The organism is Paenibacillus oryzisoli (genome assembly GCF_050467285.1).
GTDB lineage: Bacteria > Bacillota > Bacilli > Paenibacillales > NBRC-103111 > Paenibacillus_E > Paenibacillus_E oryzisoli_A.
In genome coordinates, this window is the sequence record NZ_JBCMUN010000010.1 from 1 (window position 1) to 21,417 (window position 21,417).

The 21,417-nt window shown below is 53.8% G+C and carries 17 protein-coding genes; 9 read left to right on the plus strand and 8 right to left on the minus strand.

What is annotated here, in order from left to right; all coding sequences use genetic code 11:
• A partial coding sequence (locus ABE504_RS18400) for a DEAD/DEAH box helicase (RefSeq protein WP_430091384.1) occupies positions 1 to 1,357 on the minus strand: 1,357 nt, incomplete at its 3' end.
• Between the two features lie 80 nt (positions 1,358 to 1,437).
• Entirely contained in the window at positions 1,438 to 2,013 is a 576-nt protein-coding gene (locus ABE504_RS18405; RefSeq protein WP_430091386.1) for an RNA polymerase sigma factor, read from the minus strand.
• Between the two features lie 245 nt (positions 2,014 to 2,258).
• Between ABE504_RS18405 and ABE504_RS18410 the strand changes: the two genes are divergently transcribed.
• Positions 2,259 to 2,516 (plus strand): DUF2573 family protein, encoded by a 258-nt coding sequence (locus ABE504_RS18410; RefSeq protein ID WP_430091387.1) that lies wholly within the window; start codon positions 2,259 to 2,261, stop codon positions 2,514 to 2,516.
• Between the two features lie 67 nt (positions 2,517 to 2,583).
• On the opposite strand, the gene ABE504_RS18415 is transcribed toward ABE504_RS18410, so the two are convergent.
• Complete coding sequence (locus ABE504_RS18415; RefSeq protein ID WP_430091389.1) at positions 2,584 to 3,360, minus strand: SDR family NAD(P)-dependent oxidoreductase; 777 nt, start codon at positions 3,358 to 3,360, stop codon at positions 2,584 to 2,586.
• A gap of 78 nt (positions 3,361 to 3,438) precedes the next feature.
• The gene (locus tag ABE504_RS18420) at positions 3,439 to 3,897 is read right to left on the minus strand and encodes a chemotaxis protein CheX (protein ID WP_126144853.1); all 459 of its coding nucleotides are present in this window, start codon (positions 3,895 to 3,897) and stop codon (positions 3,439 to 3,441) included.
• A 283-nt stretch (positions 3,898 to 4,180) separates the two neighbouring features.
• Between ABE504_RS18420 and ABE504_RS18425 the strand changes: the two genes are divergently transcribed.
• Positions 4,181 to 5,860 (plus strand): PAS domain-containing sensor histidine kinase, encoded by a 1,680-nt coding sequence (locus ABE504_RS18425; RefSeq protein ID WP_430091391.1) that lies wholly within the window; start codon positions 4,181 to 4,183, stop codon positions 5,858 to 5,860.
• 22 nt (positions 5,861 to 5,882) lie between these two features.
• Positions 5,883 to 6,674, plus strand: a complete 792-nt coding sequence (locus ABE504_RS18430) for a TIGR01457 family HAD-type hydrolase (RefSeq protein ID WP_430091393.1) — start codon at positions 5,883 to 5,885, stop codon at positions 6,672 to 6,674.
• Between the two features lie 277 nt (positions 6,675 to 6,951).
• On the opposite strand, the gene ABE504_RS18435 is transcribed toward ABE504_RS18430, so the two are convergent.
• Together ABE504_RS18435 and ABE504_RS18440 are read right to left on the minus strand one after the other, a co-directional pair.
• Positions 6,952 to 7,533, minus strand: a complete 582-nt coding sequence (locus tag ABE504_RS18435) for a PadR family transcriptional regulator (RefSeq protein WP_430091395.1) — start codon at positions 7,531 to 7,533, stop codon at positions 6,952 to 6,954.
• A gap of 12 nt (positions 7,534 to 7,545) precedes the next feature.
• Positions 7,546 to 9,072, minus strand: a complete 1,527-nt coding sequence (locus tag ABE504_RS18440) for an MDR family MFS transporter (RefSeq protein ID WP_430091396.1) — start codon at positions 9,070 to 9,072, stop codon at positions 7,546 to 7,548.
• Between the two features lie 261 nt (positions 9,073 to 9,333).
• On the opposite strand from ABE504_RS18440, the gene ABE504_RS18445 reads away from it, so the two are divergent.
• Together ABE504_RS18445 and ABE504_RS18450 are read left to right on the plus strand one after the other, a co-directional pair.
• A complete protein-coding gene (locus ABE504_RS18445; protein ID WP_126141392.1) occupies positions 9,334 to 10,236 on the plus strand; it encodes a LysR family transcriptional regulator in 903 nt (300 codons plus the stop codon).
• A gap of 65 nt (positions 10,237 to 10,301) precedes the next feature.
• Entirely contained in the window at positions 10,302 to 11,108 is an 807-nt protein-coding gene (locus tag ABE504_RS18450; RefSeq protein ID WP_430091398.1) for a histidinol-phosphatase, read from the plus strand.
• 70 nt (positions 11,109 to 11,178) lie between these two features.
• On the opposite strand, the gene ABE504_RS18455 is transcribed toward ABE504_RS18450, so the two are convergent.
• A complete protein-coding gene (locus tag ABE504_RS18455) occupies positions 11,179 to 13,494 on the minus strand; it encodes a putative bifunctional diguanylate cyclase/phosphodiesterase (protein ID WP_430091400.1) in 2,316 nt (771 codons plus the stop codon).
• A 164-nt stretch (positions 13,495 to 13,658) separates the two neighbouring features.
• Here ABE504_RS18455 and ABE504_RS18460 point away from each other — a divergent pair, with 164 nt between their 5' ends.
• The 4 genes from ABE504_RS18460 to ABE504_RS18475 all read left to right on the plus strand — a co-directional run bounded on the left by ABE504_RS18460 (position 13,659) and on the right by ABE504_RS18475 (position 18,008).
• Positions 13,659 to 14,861 carry a ParB/RepB/Spo0J family partition protein gene (locus ABE504_RS18460; RefSeq protein ID WP_430091401.1) on the plus strand — a complete coding sequence of 401 codons (1,203 nt, stop codon included), beginning with the start codon at positions 13,659 to 13,661 and terminating at the stop codon, positions 14,859 to 14,861.
• Between the two features lie 504 nt (positions 14,862 to 15,365).
• Positions 15,366 to 16,043 (plus strand): GntR family transcriptional regulator, encoded by a 678-nt coding sequence (locus tag ABE504_RS18465; protein WP_430091403.1) that lies wholly within the window; start codon positions 15,366 to 15,368, stop codon positions 16,041 to 16,043.
• Positions 16,044 to 16,062: 19 nt separating this feature from the next.
• Positions 16,063 to 17,157 (plus strand): mannonate dehydratase, encoded by a 1,095-nt coding sequence (uxuA, locus tag ABE504_RS18470; protein WP_430091405.1) that lies wholly within the window; start codon positions 16,063 to 16,065, stop codon positions 17,155 to 17,157.
• Positions 17,154 to 18,008 (plus strand): SDR family oxidoreductase, encoded by an 855-nt coding sequence (locus ABE504_RS18475; protein WP_430091407.1) that lies wholly within the window; start codon positions 17,154 to 17,156, stop codon positions 18,006 to 18,008. Before uxuA ends, ABE504_RS18475 begins: the two co-directional genes overlap by 4 nt.
• Positions 18,009 to 18,107: 99 nt before the next feature.
• On the opposite strand, the gene ABE504_RS18480 is transcribed toward ABE504_RS18475, so the two are convergent.
• On the minus strand, positions 18,108 to 21,386 hold the full coding sequence (locus ABE504_RS18480) for a response regulator (RefSeq protein ID WP_430091409.1): 3,279 nt from the start codon (positions 21,384 to 21,386) through the stop codon (positions 18,108 to 18,110).
• Positions 21,387 to 21,417 lie beyond the last annotated feature (31 nt).

The window sequence follows — 21,417 nt, forward strand, 5'->3', positions numbered from 1 at the left end:
GCGCTTTGCTGATGGCTTTGCCGCCGGCAGAAGGCGGTTTCGCGGCCGGGCACACCGCCCCGGCCGCTGCACTTTCCCCGCCCCGCGGCTCCGCCGGGGCGGCAGCCCGTGCTGCGCCCGCAGGCGCAGCGCTTACGCGCGCGCGATCCTCGCGCGCCTTCTCCGCGCCGCCAGGGCGCTCCGCTTCGCGGCGGCTGCGCATGGCGGCCGCGCTGCGGTTCTCGGCCGGGTCGACGAGCCGGCCCTCGTACATCGCCTTCGGCGAGATCGTGATCCCGAGCTGCTTCTCGAATTTATCGAGAATGAACAGCTCCTTCGGGGTCACGATGCTGAGGGTCGTCCCCTGGCGGCCCATACGGCCTGTCCGACCGACGCGGTGCAAGTAATACTCCGCATTCGTCGCTGGGTCAAGATGGAAGACGTGCGTGACGCCTTCAATGTCCAGACCGCGCGCCGCAACATCCGTCGCGAGCAGCAGCTGGAATTTCCCTTCGCGGAAATTCCCCATGATTTTCGCACGATCCTGCTTCCCCGCTTCCCCATACAGAGCTTCCACGGAAAGACCCACGTACTTCAGCTTCGCAATAACCTCGGAAATATCGTCCGTCATATTGATGAACACGATCGCCGACACCGGTTTGATCAAGCGGACCAGTCGGCGAAGTGTATCCACTTTATCCCGTTCTTGACACACCACGTAGAAATGCTCCAACGTTTCTGCCGTGCGCTGCGCCGGGTTGATCTTGATAAACATCGGCGTCTTCAGCCAGCGGCCCGCCGCCTGCTCCGTGCTGGGCGGAATCGTCGCCGATACGAACACCATTTGGCTCGTGCGCAGCATGCCTTTCAGCACCGCATCGACATCCTGCATAGACCCTAGCTCAAACACTTGATCGACCTCATCGACAATGCCGATCTTCACATGATGGAGGCTCAGCTTGCGCACTTTCATCAGTTCAAGCAGCCTGCCCGGCGTACCGACCACAATATGCGGATGGAGCCGCAGCTTCTCAATCTGCCGAGCCGCTGAAGCGCCGCCGATCAGCGATTGCGAGCGAATTTCGCTGCCTTCCGTCAGCTTCTCGATCTCCTGCATAATCTGCATCCCCAGCTCTCGCGTAGGTACAATGACGAGCGCCTGCAGCTGCTTAACGGAAGCATCGATCTTCTCCAGCGCTGGAAGCAAATACGCCAGCGTCTTCCCTGTTCCAGTCTGGGACTGAATCATCGCGTCCTTGCCTTCCAGCAGGACGGGAATCGCCTCGGCTTGAATCGGTGTTGCCTCCTTAATGCCGCCAGCCGATAATTTATCTACATAGGTCTGCGATAAACGCAGCTCTTCAAAACTTGTACTCACAAGCCACTACCCCTTTTCATATAACCACGATGCCCTTATTATATGCCAGAGTCGGCACGCAAACAAATGAGCGCCCCGCTCTACTGACAATCAGCCTCTGCGCCCCACTCTTTCAGCAGCTTCTGCTTAATCGCATCACGGGCCCGGAACAGACGCTGACGAACGACGCCTTCCGTCACACCAAGCTCGCTGGCCATTTCCTTGTACGATAAGTTCAAAATCCACTTCATCGCAATAATTTGCCGATAGGCCGGATTCAACTCATTAATATAGGTCACGATCGCTTCGCGCATCGCCTTCATCTCCACCGCATGAGCCAGGGACGACAAATAATCGCCGGCTGGCGCAGCTTCGAACAAATGCAGCGAGCTTTCCGTCTCCAGTTCATTGCGGTTGCGCTGGTGCTTGCGCAAATGGTTGAGCGTAACGTTGCGCGCCAACCGCTTCAGCCAGCTCTCGTACTTCTCGATTTCGTCCAGCATCGGCGCTTTCTGAACCGCACGAAGAAACGACTCCTGGATAATATCTTCCACAGCGCCGTGATCACGCAATATAAAGTTAATCATCGGATATACAAGGACATAGAACTCTTTATATATACGTTCTTGAATGCTTTTTTCAAGCGAGTAAAAGTCGCTGCAAAAAATCTCTTTCAAAGTCCCGATCTTGAACGCCCCCTTGCCACCGGGTCAAACTTTCTTCGCTGTCCCCCCTTATTTTAGGCGAAAGCCGGAGAGTTAACAATCCAAGTAAATAAAAATCAGGGAAATTTTCCCTCAAAATGAAACTTTATTTCCTTCTTCGCCGCGCTTGTTTGGTCTAGCCTTATTTTGACACCTTCACCGTCATCGATTACACTAAAAGAATTGACAACCATTTCCCACTCGAAGGGATGAACGACATGACTCCACAGTTTGAAGAAGATTTTCAGAATTTGGTTTACAAAGCAGCGGAGCTGATCACCGGCGACACCTCCCCGGAAATGCTGGAGAAAATCAAAGCTTGGGCGTTCTATAATCACGTGCACAAAGCGCTGCCGGCGCTCGCTTCTCACTGGAATCAGACTCACCCGGAAGGCAAAGCTGGCATGCGCAGCATTTTCGAAGAGGTCAAGACGCTGAACCAAGCGCTCCAGGCCGCCAAAAAGGGGCAAGAATAATCGTAGGCACGCATGCAAAAAAAGCGGCTCTCTCCGAAAGGAAGGGACCGCTTTTCTCATGGAAAAGCTATTTTTTGTTTAACATTTTCGCCGCAAATCGGTTGAACGTGCGAGGAAACAACTGAAACAATTTCGTGCCGAGGCCAGCGACAAAAGGCAAATCTTTTTCGGGAATGTTATGTTCCACCGCATAGATGAGCGTCTGAACAACCTTGTCAGGCTTCAGCATGAACCAGGAAATATTCTTCACATACTCCCCGCTCGGGTCCGCCTTATCGAAGAACGGCGTCGCGATCGGTCCCGGATTAATCGCCGTCAAGCCAACCCCGCTGCCTACAAGCTCCTGCCGGAGACTGTTCGTAAAGCCGAGCACCGCATGCTTCGTCGCCGAATAGCCCGTGGACTTGGCCGTACCCATTTTGCCCGCCATCGACGCCACGTTCACAATATGGCCTGCGCCCGCCTTCTGCATATGAGGCAGCACCGCTTGCGTACAGCGCACAACCCCCATGTAATTCACGTCCATCATCTCTTCAAAATGCTGCAAAGGCGCGTCCACAAACGACTCAAATATCCCGTAACCGGCGTTATTGACCAAAATATCGATGCGTCCGTATTTGGCGATAATCTGGCCGACGACTTCCCGGACCTGTGCCGCATTCGTCACATCCATCTCATAGATGCCGCACTTGCTCTGAATCCCGGCGGCAATCTCCGTCAGCTTATCCGTTCGCCGTGCGGTCAGGATGGGAATCGCGCCTTTGGCCGCAAAGGCGGACGCCATCACAGCACCGATCCCGCTGGAGGCTCCTGTAATCAGAACAACGGTGTTCTCAACTTTCACCGAACCGACTCCTATCCTGCATGATAGATAAAAAAAAGATTACCTCAACGTTCAGGCAATCCATTCTTTGCTACTATATTACGTAATCAATACTTGAATGTCCAATTCGCCGATACCGTCCATAATGAGTGGAATCGTCAGTGCTTTCTTCGGAATGAAGCCAGCCGCCGTTGCCGACTGTACAATTTTGGGAGGGGTAATATCCACGCGAACGCCCTGGTTGAACAACATCGTGCTTGCATTCCCGCTGATCATGTTGCCAAGCTCTGAGATTGCGCTTTTGCCCATTTCATCCATTTCGGTCACGATAAAACCGCCCATCATCGCAGACACCATTTTCAGCGCTACATCTTCCGCCAAACCGAATACGACATCGCCTTCCATCTGCCCGGTCATACCGATTTGAATCCAGATGTACTTCTCCACAAATTTGACGTCTTTTACGCCGAGTTGACCGGTCGTAGGGCGAATGTTAGCAACTTGCTCGATGACAATCCTAGCCGACTCCAAAAAAGGATTAATGTACTCAGCCTTCATAGCTCCGCTCCGATCTCCTTTGTGAATAGTTAACAACAGATATACGACCTTTTTCAACATTATACCTAAAATCCTAGGCCAAGTATACTGTATTTTTTACAAAAATAGTTCCATCTACTCACATACAGCCCCGATTCCAACGTTCATACTGGAAATAAACGGATAACGGCAGAAAAACGCGAACTCGGGCGAAAATGAGCGAATTATGCAACTTCCTATAAATTGCTGTCTAATCCTGTTATCCCGTCGACAACTATTATCCGATAAGGGGAGCTGAGCGTCAATGTTTCAATTTATCAAAAATCGAATCCGGAATTTGACCTTATATCAGCTTGTTCTCACTTGCCATCAAGGCGCTATTGCGCTCATCGGCGTGGATTTGTTCTGTCTGCAGCCGCTGAACTATTTTCAACATCACAGCTTTGCAAGCCTGGCTATGAACATTTTTTTATTTGCGCTGTTAAGCACAGCTTCTTATATTGGACTTCGCTGGATGAAACGCCGGGAGGAGAACATTACGGAAGCCACCGAGCGCTTCAAATCGCTACATGACCACCATCCCGACGCCATTCTGTCGCTCAGTCTCGATGCTGAAATCTTAGCGACCAACCACGGCTCGGAAGAACTGCTCGGCTGGCAGCAGGCGGCGGAAACGTACACCTCACTCCTCTCCCTCGTGCATTCGCCTGATCTGCTCAAAACGCTGCACCATTTTCAAGTTGCGTCCCAGGGGACGTCTCAGCACTTTGAGGCTGCTTTTCTGCATGACCAAGGCTTTCCCGTCCCGACAAACGTTACCTTCGTGCCAACTATTGTTAACGGCGAGATTGTAGGCGTGTATGCGATTCTCAAGGACTTACGGGAATTCAACGAGCAGAAAAAAGAAATTGACAAATTACATAAGCAAAATCAACTAATTCTCAACTCCGTATCGGAAGGTATTTACGGAATCGACATCACAGGACGCACCATCTTTTGGAATAAAGCGGCGGAGAGCATGACCGGCTGGAAAGTCGATGAGATGCTCGGCAGACGCATCCACAATCTCATTCGCCCTTTGCAGGAAAATGGGATCAGCAGCGCAGAAGAGGGCAGCAAGCTAGTTGCGACGATGCTTCGCCGCGAAGCGTCCGTCATCAAGGAGGATCTTTTCTGGAAAAAAGACGGAACTTCCTTCCCGGTGGAATATATGTCCAGTCCGATGCTCACGGGTAACGGCAAGCTCCTCGGCACCGTCATTACCTTCAAAGATATCACCGAGTTCCAAAAAACACAGGAACTGCTGATTAAATCCGACAAGCTGTCTGCTGTCGGTCAGCTTGCGGCTGGTGTCGCGCACGAGATCCGCAATCCGCTTACGGCGCTGAAAGGCTTTTTAAAGCTGCTAGGATCCCGGTCCGACAAAGAGAAATACTATATCGAGATTATGGATAAAGAGCTTCGCCGCATCGAGTTCATCGTCAACGAATTTCTGCTCGTCTCCAAACCACAGGCCACTCATTTCGTCGAACGTACCGTCGGCGGCATCGTCGAAAGCACAGTCGAGCTGCTGCAGCCGCAGGCGCTGATGAACAATATTGAAATCGTGATGGAGCTGGATCCGACACTCCCCACCGTCTCTTGCGACGAGCACCAGATTAAGCAGGTGTTTATTAATGTGATGAAAAATGCATTGGAGGCGATGGCGCATGGCGGCACCCTTCATATAGAAGCTTGCCATCGCCCGCAGGATAAGCAGTTGACAGTGCGTTTTATCGACCAGGGCTGTGGAATTTCTTCGGAACGCTTGCCGAAACTGGGCGAACCGTTCTATAGTACAAAAGAAAAAGGAACAGGACTCGGGCTCATGGTATGCTATCGCATCATCGAAGCCCACGGCGGGTTCATGGACATTCAAAGCAAGCTGGGCGAAGGCACGACGGTGGAAATTTCCCTCCCGACGACCTCGACGGCCGTTGCTTAACAGGTGAAGGAGCGTTATTCGAATGAAGGGCTTTCTCATTGATTTGGACGGTACGCTGTACCGGGGGCACGAGCGCATCCCCGGTGCTGCGCAATTTATCCAGTGGCTGCAGGACGCGCAGCTCCCGTATTTGCTGGTGACGAACAACTCGTCGCGCACCCCGGAAGCTGTGGCCGAGCACCTGCAAGAGCTCGGTATCGCGGTTCCCGCGGCGGCGGTATACACTTCGGCCCAGGCCGCCGCGCAGTATTTGACGGAGCAGAGCCGAGGCCGCTCCGTGCATATGATCGGCGAAGCCGGCCTCCAGCTTGCGCTGGAGGAGGCCGGTTTCGCCGTGGATGGGACGACGGTCTGCGACTACGTCGTCCAAGGCATTGACCGCAGCTTCAGCTACGCGAAGCTGACCGAGGCCGTACGCCAGCTCGCCGGGGGCGCGGCGTACGTGTTAACCAATCCCGACCGGCTGCTGCCGTCGGATGGGGGCTTGATGCCAGGGGCGGGCACCCTGGCCGCATCGATCACCGCCGCCTCCGGCGTGGAGCCGGTGGTGATCGGGAAGCCCTCGCCGATCATTATGGCGTACGCCATCGAGCGGCTTGGGCTGCCCGCCGCCGATGTCTGGGTGATCGGCGATAACGTGCACACCGACATCCGCGGCGGCGCGGTGGCGGGGTGCCTTACGGCGTTGGTGCTGACTGGCGTCGCAACGCCGGACAACGTCGAAGCGCAGCTGGCGTCTGCGGGCGTGACGCCAGATCGGATTTGCCGTGATTTGTTCGACTTTATCGAACAATTTGAAAGGGAGCTGCGGTAAGGGAGAGAGCGCTGCTCTGCATTTCCTGCGATTAGGCAGGCATTCTCCGCAAAAATAGCATTTTTCGCAATATGCCTGCGATAAAGCCGTTTTTTGAGGCGAATCCGCTCGTAAAGAGGGATTTCGCCCAAAATGCCTGCTAAATCGCAGGCATTTTATCTAATCAGGAGGGGAGCGAGAGAAATTCCTGCAGATTTGATGGTTTCGATGCCCTCGCAGCAAAAAAACACCCCCTGATCTCCGCGAATACATCGCAGAGGACAGAGGGTGTGACATATTATTCGATGCGATCCCAATCCACATCGAGTCCTTGATCGTCCCGCTCTTGCAGGCGGCCTTCTCTGGCGTCCTTCTGGAGTTGTTCGAGCCAGCGGAGTTCGGCCAGGGAACGCTTGTAGCCCCCGACCATCATTTGCAGAATGACGCGAGGCACGATGCCGACGTGCTCGTCGTACAGGCTGCGCATTTTGGTCATGAGCATCTTTTGCTCCAGGATTTTATGCTCAAGGATGTTGGCGATTTTCGATTGATCCCCGTGAACGGTGAACGGCAGCGCTACGTAGAGCGGATGGTAGTGCTTGATCTCTTCATGCAGCTGGTGCATCAGCAGGTCTTGAAATTTTCTGCGCCCCTCTTCGGTAATCTGGTAGATCGTTTTTTCCGGGCGATTCGTTTCCCGTACCACTTCCAGCGCCTCGACAAGCCCCTCTTTATGCAATTGATCCATCGCATAGTAGAGCGAGCCGTCTTGGAGCTTCATGTAGTTGTGCATGCCGCGTTCTTTCATCGTTTGACGAATATCGTAGGTATGCCGATTGGTTTCCATTAGTAATCCAAGTATGACGAGCTTCATCGACATGGAAACAGCCTCCTAGTGTCCTGCAGGCGCGCTCCCTTTCACTGGGGCTTTGCCCGCTTCGATCCTTGCATTCCCCATTAATAATATGAAAACAAGTCCGAGGACTGCAAGTACGATTGTCGTCTGGAACACGGTGGCGATGGAATTCGCAAGAGCTGTCAACAGTTTGTGGAGTACATCCGGGGGAATCTGAGACCGAACTTCCGGCTGCAGCAGCGCACGCGCATCGTGGAACTTCTCAGCCATCGACGGGTCGTTCAGCGCAGCAGTGATGTTGCTTTTCAGCGAGTTAATCTGGATGCTGCCAAAGATCGCAACGCCGATCGCCGAGCCAACAGAACGAAAGAAGCTGACCAGCGACGTGACCGTGCCGCGACGACGGAAGTCCATTTTATGCAGGGCGGACATGGATGTTATCGGGAAGCCGGCACCAATGCCAAGCCCCATCAAAATCATATAGATCGTGATCATACTGCGCTTCGAATCGATCGAGATGCTGCCCAGCAAGGAGGTCGCCACAATGAGAATCACCACAACAACCAGCATAATGTTGCGGAACGAGAACCGTCCCAGGAACCGTCCCCCGATCACACTGGAAGCAACGACCCCTAGCATCATTGGCGTCAAAATCGAACCCGAACTTGTTGCTGAGCCCTCGAACACGCCTTGAATGAAGAGCGGAATATACGTACCGGCCGAAATCAAAACGGCGCCGTAGGCAAAGCTGACACCCATGCTTGCAGTGAACAAGCGATTTTTGAACAGGTCAAGAGGTACGATCGGCTCAGCTGCTTTCCGCTCAATCAGCAGGAAGATCAGCAGAAGCAGGACGAAACCGAGGAAGAGCCCAATAATTTGCCAGGAGTCCCAGGCGTATTCCTTGCCGCCAAGTTCGAGCGCAAACATCAGGGATAGAATCGCCGCGGTGAGCATGATGGTGCCACCCCAATCGATACGTGCCTTGCTGTGTTCCACGGACTCATGATACGTGAAAATAATCAATAGCAGGGAAACTACGCCAAGCGGCAGGTTGATGAAGAAAATCCATTCCCAACGGACATGGTCCGTGAAGTAAGCACCGATAATCGGGCCGAGTACACTCGATAAGCCGAAAACAGCGCCGAACAAGCCTTGCATCTTCCCCCGTTTCTCTGGAGGGAAAATATCGAAAATAATGGCGAATGTAATCGGCATTAACGCGCCGCCGCCGATCCCTTGAATCGCGCGATACACGATAAGCTGCGTCATGGACGTCGCCGTTCCGCAAAGCGCGGATCCGATCATAAAGATAATAATCCCGATCAGGTAAAACATTTTTCTGCCGTACATATCCGACAATTTGCCGAATATCGGCATGGCGGCCACGTTCGCGATCAAATAGGCGGAAAACACCCAAACGAACTGGCTAAAGCCTCCGAGCTTCGCAACGATGGTCGGCATGGCCGTTGACACGATCGTTTGATCGAGGGAAGCCAGCAATAGTCCGAGCAACAATGCGATGACGGTTACTGACGTATTAGACTTGCGCGCGGTAGACATTCGTGAAATCTCCTTATGTTTGTGGTATAATACACAAATTATTATATTCAAATTTGAATATATCGCAAGATAAATTTTGACTGCCTTATTTGCACCAATCGTTCATTCCGTAGCATGTGTTCCCCTCTCCACATTTATCCATGAAGGTTGCCACCGCCAATTCGCTATCATATAATAAAGTTAACAAAAGGATTTTATGTCCTTTACAATTTCGATAAATTTTATTTGTAATCTCACTTTGACAACGCAGGAGGTATGCCCATGAATATGAACCAGTTGGAGACGCTGCTCACGATTTCCAAGACGATGAGCTTCCGCAAAGCTGGGGAAATTCTTAATTTGACCCAACCTGCCGTGTCCGCCCAGATCAAAAGTCTCGAAGACGAATTCGGTACGATTCTTATTGATCGCAATCAACCGGTTACACTTACGGACAGCGGCAAGCTGTTTCTGGAGCATGCGGAGAGAATTCTCCGAATTGCCGGGGATCTGAAACAGCGCTTGAGCGATTTGCAACAAACACCGCAGGGCCATATTCACATCGGCACGACAACCTCGATTGCGATGCAAATTTTGCCTCGCGTGCTCTCCTATTTTCAAGATCAATTTCCGCTCATCAAAACGACGATTCATTCCATGACGTCCTCGCAGATTATGACTTCGGTCGAAAGCAGCCAAATCGATATTGGCATCGCGTATTTGTTCGAGAAAAATCCTGCGCTGGAGACGTCGGTGCTGTATTACGATAATTTTGAACTGATCGTTTCGACCAAACATCCGCTCAGTCGTTTCACTCATCTGTCGATCGAGAAGCTGCGCAATATTCCGTTCATTATGCTCTCGCCTGAAACAGCGGGCCGACGGTTTGTCGACCAGATTTTTAAAACGTATGACGTAACGCCGCACATTGTGATGGAACTTTCCTCCAGCGAGGAAGTGAAGCGGATGGTTGAGCTGAACCTCGGCGTCGCGATTATTTCCAAGCTGTCGGTGATGGATGAAATTCGGCACGGCTCTTTGAAAATGGTGAAAGTGAATGAACTGGATATTACCCACCCGGTCGGCGTAGTATATAAATCGGGCCGGTACTTGAACTCTGCCATGCAGCAGTTCCTCAGCGATTTGAAAGGCATGCCCGAAACGCAATTTCTGGGCTCGGAATAACGGTTCGCCTGCCCAACCAGTCTCGGGCTCAAGCCATATGTATATACTTAAGGAGGTCTCTCTCGATGAAATTCGATTTACATACGCATCATGACAGATGCGGACACGCGCAAGACCGTATTCGCGATTACATTGAAGCTGCGATTGCCGCCGGGCTGCAGGTGATCGGCATTTCGGACCATTCCCCGTATTTTGGAAGCCCTGAGGATCATGCACAGCCCCTGATTGCCATGGCGAAAAGCGAATTCCCTCGCTATGTCGCAGAGGTATTGGAGCTGAAGAAGGAGTACGCCTCGAAAATTACCGTGCTGCTCGGTGTGGAATCGGACTTTTTCCCCGAACATGTGGACGTATACCGCCAGGAGTATGCCAAGTATCCGTTTGACTATATTATCGGCTCCGTCCACTTGTCTGGCGGTGTCTCGATCTTTAATCGCAACCGTTGGAAGCATCTGAATGACGCCGAGAAAATCGCCCACAAGGAAGAGTATTATCGCTTGATCGCAGAGTCCGCCCGTTCCGGCATGTTCCAAATTCTTGGCCATATCGATGCGATGAAAGGCTTCTACCCGGCTTTCTCTGACATCCCGACGCCGAAGGTCGATGAGACCCTCCAAATTATTGGAGAAGCTGGCGTAGCCATCGAAATCAATACGTCCGGCAAAACGAAAGATGTCGGCGGCTGGTATCCGTCGCATGCGATGCTGGAGCGCGCGCTTCATTACGGCGTAGAGGTGACGTTCGGCTCGGACGCGCACATCCCTAGCCGTGTCGCAGACGACTGGGAAGAAGTTCGACGCACGCTGAAAGACATCGGCTTCAAGCATTGGGTGTATTTTCAAAATAAAGAGAAGCAGGTTGTTCCTCTGTAATAAAAAAACCGCCGCAAGTCCTGGAGTTCGGCTTATGCCTTATTCCTGAACTTACGGCGGTTTTTGCAATTTATTCGGACTCACCCTGCCCGGAAGACTGGAGGAAAATCAGCTTGTCCTGCAGCCCCTCCTGCAGCGCAAGCTCCAACTGCTCGGCCTTCATCGGCCGGAAGAAGTAAAAGCCCTGCACGTGGCTGCACCCGTTCGAGACGAGGAAGCCTGTCTGTTCCTCTGTTTCCACCCCTTCGGCAATGACCTGAAGCTGGAACGCTTGGGCAACGGAGATGATCGCTTTGATCATCGCTCTGTCTTTGATATCCGTCTGAACGCCGCGGACAAACGATTGATCGAGCTTGATTTTGGTCACCGGGAACCGCTTCAGATAGCTGAGGGACGAATAATGCGTTCCGAAATCGTCCACGGAGATCGACACACCCAAGCTTCGCAGCTTGAGCAGTGTGCCGATCTGGGCTTCCTGCATCGCCACATTCTCGGTAATTTCAATTTCCAAATACTTGGCTTCCAACCCTGTTTCATTCAAAATATGAATCAGCTTCTCGACAAAGCGATCATCATTCAATTGCTTGACCGAAATGTTGACGGCTATCGTCAAGGGCTCGCGCATGACGCTGTGCCAAGCCTTCATCTGCCGACAAGCGCCGCGCAGCACCCATTCGCCGATCGCGACGATCAAGCCGAGCTCCTCAGCGAGGGGGATAAATTCCGCAGGCGAAACGTATCCTTTCGTCGTATGATTCCACCTAAGCAGCGCCTCGGCGCCAACGATTTTCCCTAGCAGGCAATCCACTTGCGGTTGATACACCAGCTCCAGCTCGCCCCGCTCCTCCGCCTGCCGCAGATGGTTGCCCATTTCGAGCTTCGCCATCGACTGCTTCGCCATTTCCTGGTCGAAGAAGCTGTAGGAGCTGCCGCTCTCTTTTTTGGCCATGTACATCGCAATGTCTGCATTCTTCAGCAGCGTCTCCCACGCAAAACCGCCATGCGGGTACTGCACGATCCCAATGGAGGCGTTGATAAAAAAGGACCGGTTCCCCAGCAGGCACGGCGGCTTCAGCACGTCGATCAAAGCTTCACAGAACGCCCGAATTTCCTGCTCACCTTCACAGTGTTCAATGAGAATCGCAAATTCATCGCCGCCGAACCTTGCGAACGTATGAAAAGCAAGATTGGCATGCTGCACGCGATGCGCCACTTCTTGCAGCATGCGATCGCCCATGTGGTGGCCGTGAGAGTCGTTGACCATTTTAAAATTATCGAGATCGAAAAAGATGACCGCCAGCATGCTGCCGTTAATTTCGTTGTAGACGATCTGCTCTTTCAGCACCATTTGGAAATAAGCACGGTTGTGAATGCCCGTTAATACATCGTGATAAGCCAGATAAGAGAGCATATGCTCCGACTCCTGCATGCGAATCGCTGATTCCTGCAGTTCCTGCTGACCGGCGAGCAATTCTTCGTTCATCGCGGTCAAATCTTCGTTGGCGGTCTGTAGCTGCTGTGTCCGTTCCTGAACCGCATGGCTCAGCCTGTCTCGCTGCCGGAGTATGTAAAGGATGAAAACGAGCGTAAGCACCATCGTCAGCAGCACCACAAGGCGAATAATCTGAATCTGATCGTTAATGGAGCCGATTGCATCGACCGAAGGCGCGGCGGCCATTTCCCATTTGGCGTCCCGAAGATCGAGCTCCGTTACTAAGGCATCCCGACCGAACAAGTCATTGCTTCCATAAAAGGCGGGCTGCCCCGGATTGCGCAGCGCCAATTGCAGCTCGCTTGATTTCCCTTCATCGAAACCTGCCTCGCTTAGCAGTTGATCCACATTCATCGCTACCGAGACAAATCCCCAAAACACTTGATTCTGATAAAGCGGCTTGCGCGCAACCAGACCGTTCACCCCTTGGCGCAAACTAAAAGGGCCGTCTGTTGTCATTTTTTTCAGCTCTAGCGCCCGTTCCACCTGGGTTTGAACAACGGGACGAGGATCCGTCAGCAGGTTCCAATCCATGATGCTCTCATTGCCTTCCAACGGGTACACATATTTCATGATACCGTGCGGGGCGATAATGAGATTGAGCGCAGACGACTGTCCACCCTGATACAACGCCCGAATGTAGTCGTTTACCTGCCGGTCGGTCACATCTTTCAGGAAATTGGCGCTTACATAAGCGTCCAGACTAACGATCAGATTGAAATTCCGATCGATGACGGATTGCAGCGCAACGGCCTTGGCCGAAAGCTGCACCTCTTCCGTCACCCGTAATTCGTGCAGCAGAGAGGTTCTATACGCATGAAGGACGAACTCCGAGGAAATCAAAACAACGACGAAAATGAGGGAAAGCAGCGCGTATTGCAATTTTTTTAACATCGAGTTCCCCCTTGCTCTACAGCTAGTGTCAAATTTCGACACCTCCTTCTATTATTCCTTTCATTCGGATTCCATGCAACGTTTTTTATTGGAATTTGCGCCGCATTCCCACATTTGGAAGCTTCATATATAATAGAGACATGAGATTAGGAACGAATGGAGACATGACGATGGATATTGAGCACATTCCGATGCATTTGATTGACGAAGATACGGACCAGCCCCGGTACCAGTTCGATGAGGAAGCTCTCGAAGAATTAATGAAAAGCATCGAGGAAATCGGCCTGCTGTCCCCCATCAAGGTTAGAAAGACGCCGGACGGCCGTTATAAAATCATTTATGGCAACCGCCGCTATAAGGCGAGCCGGATGCTGAACAAACCGACGATGCCTTGTATCGTATCGACGGTGACCGATGAAATGGAAATCTACCTGGAGCAGATTGCGGAAAATTTGACCCGCCAAGGCTTCTCGCCGATAGAAGAGGCCGAAGCGTTTCACAAGCTGATGCATGAGTCCAAGTTCAACTCTTCGCTTAAGTTTTTGTCCAGTAAGCTCGGCAAACCCGAGTCTTATATTAAGAATAAGTGCGAACTGCTGAAATTCGGCAACGCCGTGAAAAAGATGATCGTCAGCGGCACCGAAATCCGCAAGGACAAGTTGACGGAAGACCAGCTGCTGCCGCTCAAGGATGTGGCGATCGAGTTCCGCGATGCGCTGGCGCTTACGGCCGCGCGAGACGCGCTGTCGGTGCCCGACGTGAAGAAGATCGCGAAAATGTTCAAAGATAAAGACATTTCCGACAGCATGAAAGGCAAGCTGTTATTCAAATCCGGCCCCGAGCTGATCGAGACGTGGTCAGTGATGCAGAGCAACCGCGCCGAGCGGGCCAAAGCCGCTGCGGAGAAGGCGGAGAAGGCGCTCGCTGCGCAGGAGCGCGCGGAGGCCGCGCAGGCAGAGGCTGCGCGGGCCTCGGAGAGCACGCGCACAGATGCGGCGCGCGTCGAGGCTGTGGCCGCGCCGGCTGAGCGCGCGGCTGCGGTGGTTGCTGCGCCTTCACCTGCGGGTGAAGGCGTGCTGGGGACGGCTGCCCCTGTGGAGGCAGCCGGTGTTGGCGCAGCGGCGGCGCAGCCCGCTGCGGCAGGCGCGAGCGCCGCGGCCGAGCCTGCGGCGGCACTGGTTGGCGCGCTCCAGCAGCTGCTGAGCGCGCTGCCGGCCCCGCCAGCCGGCGAAGCGCAGCTGGCGGGCATGGCCCGAGCCGTGCAAGCCGACGCGGCGTTCGCACGGGACTTGCACGTCCTGGTCCAGCAGCTGGAGCAGCAGCTGGACGCCTGGAAAAAAGTGCAGTCGCTGGCGGCTGCACAATAGGTTTTGACGCAGAAGGCGTCCCCACCGATCCATGATCGGTTATGGGGGCGCCTTTTTTTTGCGTTTGCGCGCCGGTCCGGCCGTGCGCAGGAACAGCATTAAGCCGAAAGGAGCCTCGCTGCTTCCGGAAGTACAGGGCTGCTTGAGCCCTTGGCAGCTGAGGCTGTATGTCCAGCCACGGAGAGCGGTCGCATCTCCACTGTCCCAGCAATGCCTGCAAATCAGCAGGAATTCTCCTCGTCCCCTGCTGGTTCGATGAAATACCTGCGATTAGGCAGGCATAATGGGCGCGTACCCTCTTTTAGGGCGGATTCGGCTCAAAAACCTGCTAGATCGCAGGCATTTTGCGGAAAGTGCCATTTTTGCGGACAATGCCTGCATCTTCGCAGGAATTAGCCTACTCAACCCAAACTCGCGGGTGGAATCAGCAACTTTGCCTACTTCCATACTACCATACAAGTATGGTAGTATAATCGTATCACCACTAATCCAAGGAGTGTGTTCATGAATCAATTCCAAAGACCATCGGTCAGCTCGACGCGAGATGCGGTCTATCAAGCGCTGAAGGCGCAGATCCTGAACCTGGAGCTGCTGCCCGGCACAGCGATTTCCGAGAAGGAAATTTCGCTCACCTTCGGCGTCTCCCGGACGCCGGTGCGCGAGAGCTTCGTGCAGCTGTCGCAGGAAGGGCTGCTCGACATTTACCCGCAGCGCGGGACGATCGTCTCGCTCATTGATCTGGCGCTCGTCGATGAAGCCCGCTTCATCCGCGAGCAGCTCGAGGCGGCGGTGCTCCGCTCAGCCTGCGAGCAGTTCCCAGCGGCGGCGCTGCAAGCGCTGCGGACGAATCTCGCGATGCAGCAAGCCTGCATGGAGCAGCATGACTACAAGCAAATGTTCGAGCTGGACGAGGCGTTTCATCGCACGATTTTCGAAGGCTGCCGCAAAATGAACACGTGGGCGGTTATCCAGCAGGTGAACGTGCATCTGAACCGGCTCCGCATGCTGCGGCTGGCCACGGATCATCACTGGGAAGCACTGCACGAGCAGCATCAGCAGATGCTCCATGCCATTGATACGCAGCAGCCGGATGCCGCAGATCGCCTCCTTCGCGAGCACCTGCAGGTCGGCGTCGCCGATCAGGCTATGTTAAAAGAGAAATTTCCAACCTATTTCAAATAAGCGAGGCGAACTTACAACGATGAAAATGGTATTCCGTTGGTTTGGCGAAGGCAATGATACCGTTACGCTGAAGCAGATCAGGCAAATTCCCGGCGTGGAAGGCATCGTCTGGGCCTTGCACGATGTGCCAGTCGGCGAGGAGTGGCCAATGGACCGCATTCTGCAAGTGAAGGAAGAGGCGGACCGCGCCGGCCTGCATATCAAGGTCGTGGAGAGCGTGAACATCCATGAGGATATTAAGCTGGGGCTGCCGAGCCGAGATCGGTACATCGCGAATTATAAAAAGACGATCGAAAAGCTCGCCAAAGTCGGCGTCAAGGTCATTTGCTACAACTTCATGCCCGTCTTCGACTGGGTGAGGACCGATCTGCACAAGGAACTGGGGGACGGCTCTACGGCCCTTTTTTATGAAAAAGACAAAATCACCGGACTCGACCTGCAGGAGCACGTGCAGCGCATTAATGCGGACCCCAGCTTCTCGATGCCCGGTTGGGAGCCGGAGCGTCTGGCGCGCTTGACGGAGCTGTTTGAGGCGTACGAAGGCGTGACCGAAGAACATTTGTGGGCAAATGTGAAATATTTCCTGGACGAAATTATTCCTGTCGCCGCCGCCAACGATATTCGGATGGCGATTCATCCGGACGATCCTCCGTGGTCGGTGTTTGGCCTCCCCCGCCTCATGACGGGTCAAGCGAATATTCGCCGTTTCCTCGCGCTGCACGACAGCCCCTATAACGGACTTACGCTCTGCAGCGGCTCACTCGGCGCGAATCCGGCGAACGACATCGTCGCGATGGTGCATGAGTTTGCGGATCGCATTCCTTTTGCCCATCTGCGGAATGTGCAGGTGTACGAGAATGGCGATTTTATTGAGACGTCGCACCGGACGCAAGACGGGACTGTCAATATGGCGGGCATTGTCGAGGCGCTGTCGCAGCATCAGTTTGAAGGCTTTTGCCGTCCCGACCATGGACGCCATATTTGGGATGAGCATTGCCGTCCGGGCTACGGCCTCTATGACCGCGCGCTCGGCATCATGTACTTATGGGGACTTTGGGATATGCATCAAAAACAGCAGGCAGCAGCCACGAAAGGAGCGGACGCAAGCTTATGAGTCCATTGACTAATTTTCCTTCTTTACGCGAAAAAGTTGTCGTCATCACCGGAGGCGCAGGCGTACTCTGCCGTGTGATGGCACTGGAGCTGGCGAGACAAGGCGCGCATATTGCGATTCTAAACCGCACGTTAGAGAAAGGGCTTGCCGTTGCAGCCGAGATTGAAGCGGCTGGGGGCAGAGCAATCGCGGTCTCCTGCGATGTAACGGATGCGGAGAGCGTAACGAAGGCAGCGGCGGAAGTGGCCGAGCGGCTCGGCACGTGCGACATTCTCATTAACGGAGCCGGCGGCAATCATCCGAGCGCGAATACGACGAATGAGACGTTCAAGCTGGAGGATTTGGCGAATCCCGACGTGCAGACGTTCTACGATCTCAGCATCAGCGGCTTCCGCCAGGTGCTGGATCTGAACTTCGTCGGCACGCTCATTCCGACGCAGGTGTTCACCCGATCGATGCACGGCAGAGCCGGCGCGACGGTCATTAACATCTCGTCGATGAGCGCGCCGTCGCCGATGACGAAGGTGCCCGCGTACAGCGCTGCCAAAGCAGCCATCGAGAACTTCACGCAGTGGCTGGCTGTGCACCTGGCGGAAAGCGGCATTCGCGTCAATGCAATTGCCCCGGGCTTTTTCGTGACGGAGCAGAACGCCAAGCTGCTGAAAAAGGAAGACGGTTCGCTGACCGAGCGCTCACACAAAATCATTTCCCACACGCCGATGCGCCGCTTCGGCAATCCGGAGGATCTGCTCGGCACGCTGCTGTGGCTGGCGGACAGCGACATGTCCGGTTTTGTGACCGGGACAACCGTGCCGGTGGACGGCGGGTTTTTGGCTTACTCCGGCGTGTAAGCGGTCTGTACTACCCAAAAAAGCAGCATTCCTGGACATAATCGTCCTTGAATGCTGCTTTTTTGTTTGCTTTGTGGCAGAAGGCCGAGACGCCTCCGCCTACTCTGCAACCGCCGCAGGCTCGTCCGGAATGTGCACCGTAATGCGCACAATTTCCTCGGCAACCTGCGCCAGCCCTTCCAGCAGATTCTCGCCTTGCAGAACCTGCTTCTCAAGCTCCAGCACCGCCTCGCGGAGCCGCCCGGCGGAAATGCTGCCGGCCACGCCGATGAGCGTGTGCACGGCGCGTTTGACCGCAGCCTCGTCTCCCCGATGATGCTGAATGAGGAGCTGTTCGGCGAAGTCGGCGTAGTTCTTTTTGAACATGCCCAGCATCGTTGTCAGAATGCTCACCTTGCCTTCGACGCGGGCAAGCGCCTCCTGCCAATCAATGGCGGCAATGCTCTTGTAGTAACTGTCCGGTTCCAGCCCCCGCTCTGCTGCCGCGCCCAATGCGTGTGCTTGCCCGCTCCACCTGTTTACGACACTGTACAGCTGTTTCACGTCGAGCGGCTTGGAGATGACATCGTTCATCCCGATCTGCAAATAATATTCATGATCTTCCTTGGCCGCATTGGCCGTCAGTCCGATAATCGGCAGCCCGGCAAATTGCGCTGTCTGGCGCAAATATTTCGTCGCTTCCACGCCGTCCATCATCGGCATATGAATATCCATCAGAACGAGGGCGAAATCGCCATGCTCCAAAAGCTCAATCGCCGCCCGGCCGTTGTCCGCGATCACCACGCGGTAGCCGCGCTCTTCCAGCAGTTCTTTGGCAACCTGCTGATTGATCTCATTGTCTTCGACCAACAGAAGAGAGACGGTTTGGTTGTCCTCGAATATCGGGGCAGGCAGCTTGCCGCTGTTCTCCATCGGTTCGGCATCCTTCGGATGAAATAAAGACGCGAGCGTCTGATGCAGCTCCAGCCGGGAAACCGGCTTGACGAGAATCGCGTCCGGCCACTCGGCTTTCGGCAGCCCCAGGAGCTCCTCCTTGCCCATCGACGAAGTCAAACAAATCACTTTACTGGCTGTACGGTCAAGCCCTTGTAGAAATGATTGCCATGTCTCCACGCCGTACATATCGTCGCATTCCATATCAAGGAGCAGGCAATCGTAACATTTCCGTCCTTCTTCCGCTTCCGCAAGCTTCTGAGATAAAGCCGACCACGAAGAAACGGCCGTAACTACCATCTCGAACGATTCCATCGCGTCCTGCAAGGCGCCGCTCATCAAAGGATGGTCCTCAACAAGCAGTACGCGATACAGCTCCGTATGCTCGCCAAGCGTCCAATCCTCCCAATCGTGCGGCACCACAGCCTGAAACTGCAGCGTAAACGAGAAACGGCTGCCCTGCCCGATGAAGCTTTCCGCTTGCAAATCGCCGCCCATCAGACTGATCAAATGTTTGCTGATCGTAAGCCCGAGGCCCGTCCCCCCATATTCCCGGCTTGTGGACCCCGCCGCTTGAGAGAACGGTTCGAAAATAACACTGAGTCTATCTGCCGAAATCCCGATCCCCGAGTCGACCACGCTAAAGGTCAACTGAATGTCTCCGGAGAAGGAGACAGCCGGCTCGGTCAACTCAACTTTCAGCATCACGTAGCCTGTGCGCGTAAATTTGATGGCATTGCTGCACAAGTTGAGCAGCACCTGCTTTAGCCGCAGCGGATCGCCGAGAAGCTGTCTTGGCATCCCCGCCGCCGTGCTGAAAATCAGCTCGATCGGACGGCTCTCCGTGAGCACGCTGCATACGCGGGAAAGCTCTTTGAGCATCTCGTCCAGATCAAAGGCGATCCGCTCGACCTCGATTTTGCCTGCTTCAACTTTGGAGAAATCGAGCACATCGTTAATAATCCCGAGCAGTGTCTGCGAGGAATAGGTGATGTTGTTCAAGTAATCTTTCTGGTGAACGGAAAGCGGTGTTTTGCCGAGCAATTGCGTAAGTCCGATAATCCCGTTGAGTGGCGTGCGGATTTCATGGCTCATTTTCGCGATAAACTGGCTCTTGGCCTGATTCGCTTGATCGGCGGCCATCCGCATGCGCACCTCGGTAAGGTCATGCACCGTGCCTACAATGCCTTTGATGCGCCCGTCCGCATGATGATACGCCGACAGCGTGATATGATAGTTGCGCGTAACGCCATCCTTGAAAAGAACGCTCAGTTCAAATGGCACATTGTGATCGCTCTGCAGCGCTTCATTGAAGTTCTTTTCCCATACCATTCGCTCATCAGGCTGCAGCAGCGCCGATAGGGGCTTTCCAATCAGCCGTTCCATACTGGTGTATTTCATAAAGGGTGCCGAAACGTTAACGGATGCAATTATACCTTCCGTCGTGAAGCTCATGATGCCCTCATGCGAATTTTCCACCAGTAGGCGATAGCGCTCTTCGCTCTCCTTAATCAGCAACTCCGTCGCTTTCCGATCCGTAATGTCCGTTGTGGAACCGATGATGACCTCCACCTTGCCGCCGTTATTCACCGGCTGCAGCGTCGTCAATAGCGTGTGTCCGCGAAAATTCGTTTCATAAACGACCGCTTCTCCCCGGATCGCTTTTTCATATTTTTCCTTTATAAAAGAAGCAGTCTCCGGGGTAAAGTGTGGAAGATGTTCCACCTTTTTGTGCAAATAATCAATCGGCTGGAGACCGAGCTGCGCCAATAATTGCCCGTCAATCATCGTGTACACCGGATCGCCGTCAATGCACTCCAGCTTGAACGTGAGGCCGGGCTGCATGCGAAGCACCTCAACCAGCTCCTGCTGGGCATAAACGACCTGACGCTTGAGCTGCTCGGCACGTAAAAAATACCGAATCAGCCCGGCTGCGAACAAGCCTCCCGCCGCATGCAGCAGCAGCATGGGCAGCACAAGCTCTTGAAATGGGATATGAAAAATAACGGCCATATCGATAAACAGCACGACGATCGGGCACAGCGTCAGCAGCACCCATTTTTTCCAGTACGACTTTACAACCGTGTCAATGATCATACATCCAATAAAAATCAGCAAACCGAGAATCGCAACCCGCAGCAGGGAAGAGGGGTCCATGACGAAACGACCGACGATCATCGTCATTGTGGCGATGAGTCCGGCCGGGGCACCTCCCATGAACGTGGCCATAATAACGGCAATAGCCTTCAAATCCAGAATGTGTCCGAACGAAACCAAGACCCCAAGATACGCCAGCAGAATGCCGAACAACCCATGCACCAACCCAAGGCCGATCTGCTGCTTCCATTTAGCCGAAGCTTGCACACGCGCCGAATAGAAAACTTGCATGGACACAAAAATAAATACCGCAAGAATTGAAAAATTGTTAACCAAATCCTTAACCATCAACTACCCCCTGACGGATGCCATCATGTCT

Excerpts from the sequence above, each read along its gene's own strand:
- ABE504_RS18410 (WP_430091387.1), top strand. The coding sequence starts at position 2,259 with ATGACTCCACAGTTTGAAGAAGATTTTCAGAATTTGGTTTACAAAGCA.
- ABE504_RS18420 (WP_126144853.1), bottom strand. The coding sequence starts at position 3,897 with ATGAAGGCTGAGTACATTAATCCTTTTTTGGAGTCGGCTAGGATTGTC.
- ABE504_RS18425 (WP_430091391.1), top strand. The coding sequence starts at position 4,181 with ATGTTTCAATTTATCAAAAATCGAATCCGGAATTTGACCTTATATCAG.
- ABE504_RS18430 (WP_430091393.1), top strand. The coding sequence starts at position 5,883 with ATGAAGGGCTTTCTCATTGATTTGGACGGTACGCTGTACCGGGGGCAC.
- ABE504_RS18435 (WP_430091395.1), bottom strand. The coding sequence starts at position 7,533 with ATGTCGATGAAGCTCGTCATACTTGGATTACTAATGGAAACCAATCGG.
- ABE504_RS18440 (WP_430091396.1), bottom strand. The coding sequence starts at position 9,072 with ATGTCTACCGCGCGCAAGTCTAATACGTCAGTAACCGTCATCGCATTG.
- ABE504_RS18445 (WP_126141392.1), top strand. The coding sequence starts at position 9,334 with ATGAATATGAACCAGTTGGAGACGCTGCTCACGATTTCCAAGACGATG.
- ABE504_RS18450 (WP_430091398.1), top strand. The coding sequence starts at position 10,302 with ATGAAATTCGATTTACATACGCATCATGACAGATGCGGACACGCGCAA.
- ABE504_RS18455 (WP_430091400.1), bottom strand. The coding sequence starts at position 13,494 with ATGTTAAAAAAATTGCAATACGCGCTGCTTTCCCTCATTTTCGTCGTT.
- ABE504_RS18460 (WP_430091401.1), top strand. The coding sequence starts at position 13,659 with ATGACGATGGATATTGAGCACATTCCGATGCATTTGATTGACGAAGAT.
- ABE504_RS18465 (WP_430091403.1), top strand. The coding sequence starts at position 15,366 with ATGAATCAATTCCAAAGACCATCGGTCAGCTCGACGCGAGATGCGGTC.
- uxuA (WP_430091405.1), top strand. The coding sequence starts at position 16,063 with ATGAAAATGGTATTCCGTTGGTTTGGCGAAGGCAATGATACCGTTACG.
- ABE504_RS18475 (WP_430091407.1), top strand. The coding sequence starts at position 17,154 with ATGAGTCCATTGACTAATTTTCCTTCTTTACGCGAAAAAGTTGTCGTC.
- ABE504_RS18480 (WP_430091409.1), bottom strand. The coding sequence starts at position 21,386 with ATGGTTAAGGATTTGGTTAACAATTTTTCAATTCTTGCGGTATTTATT.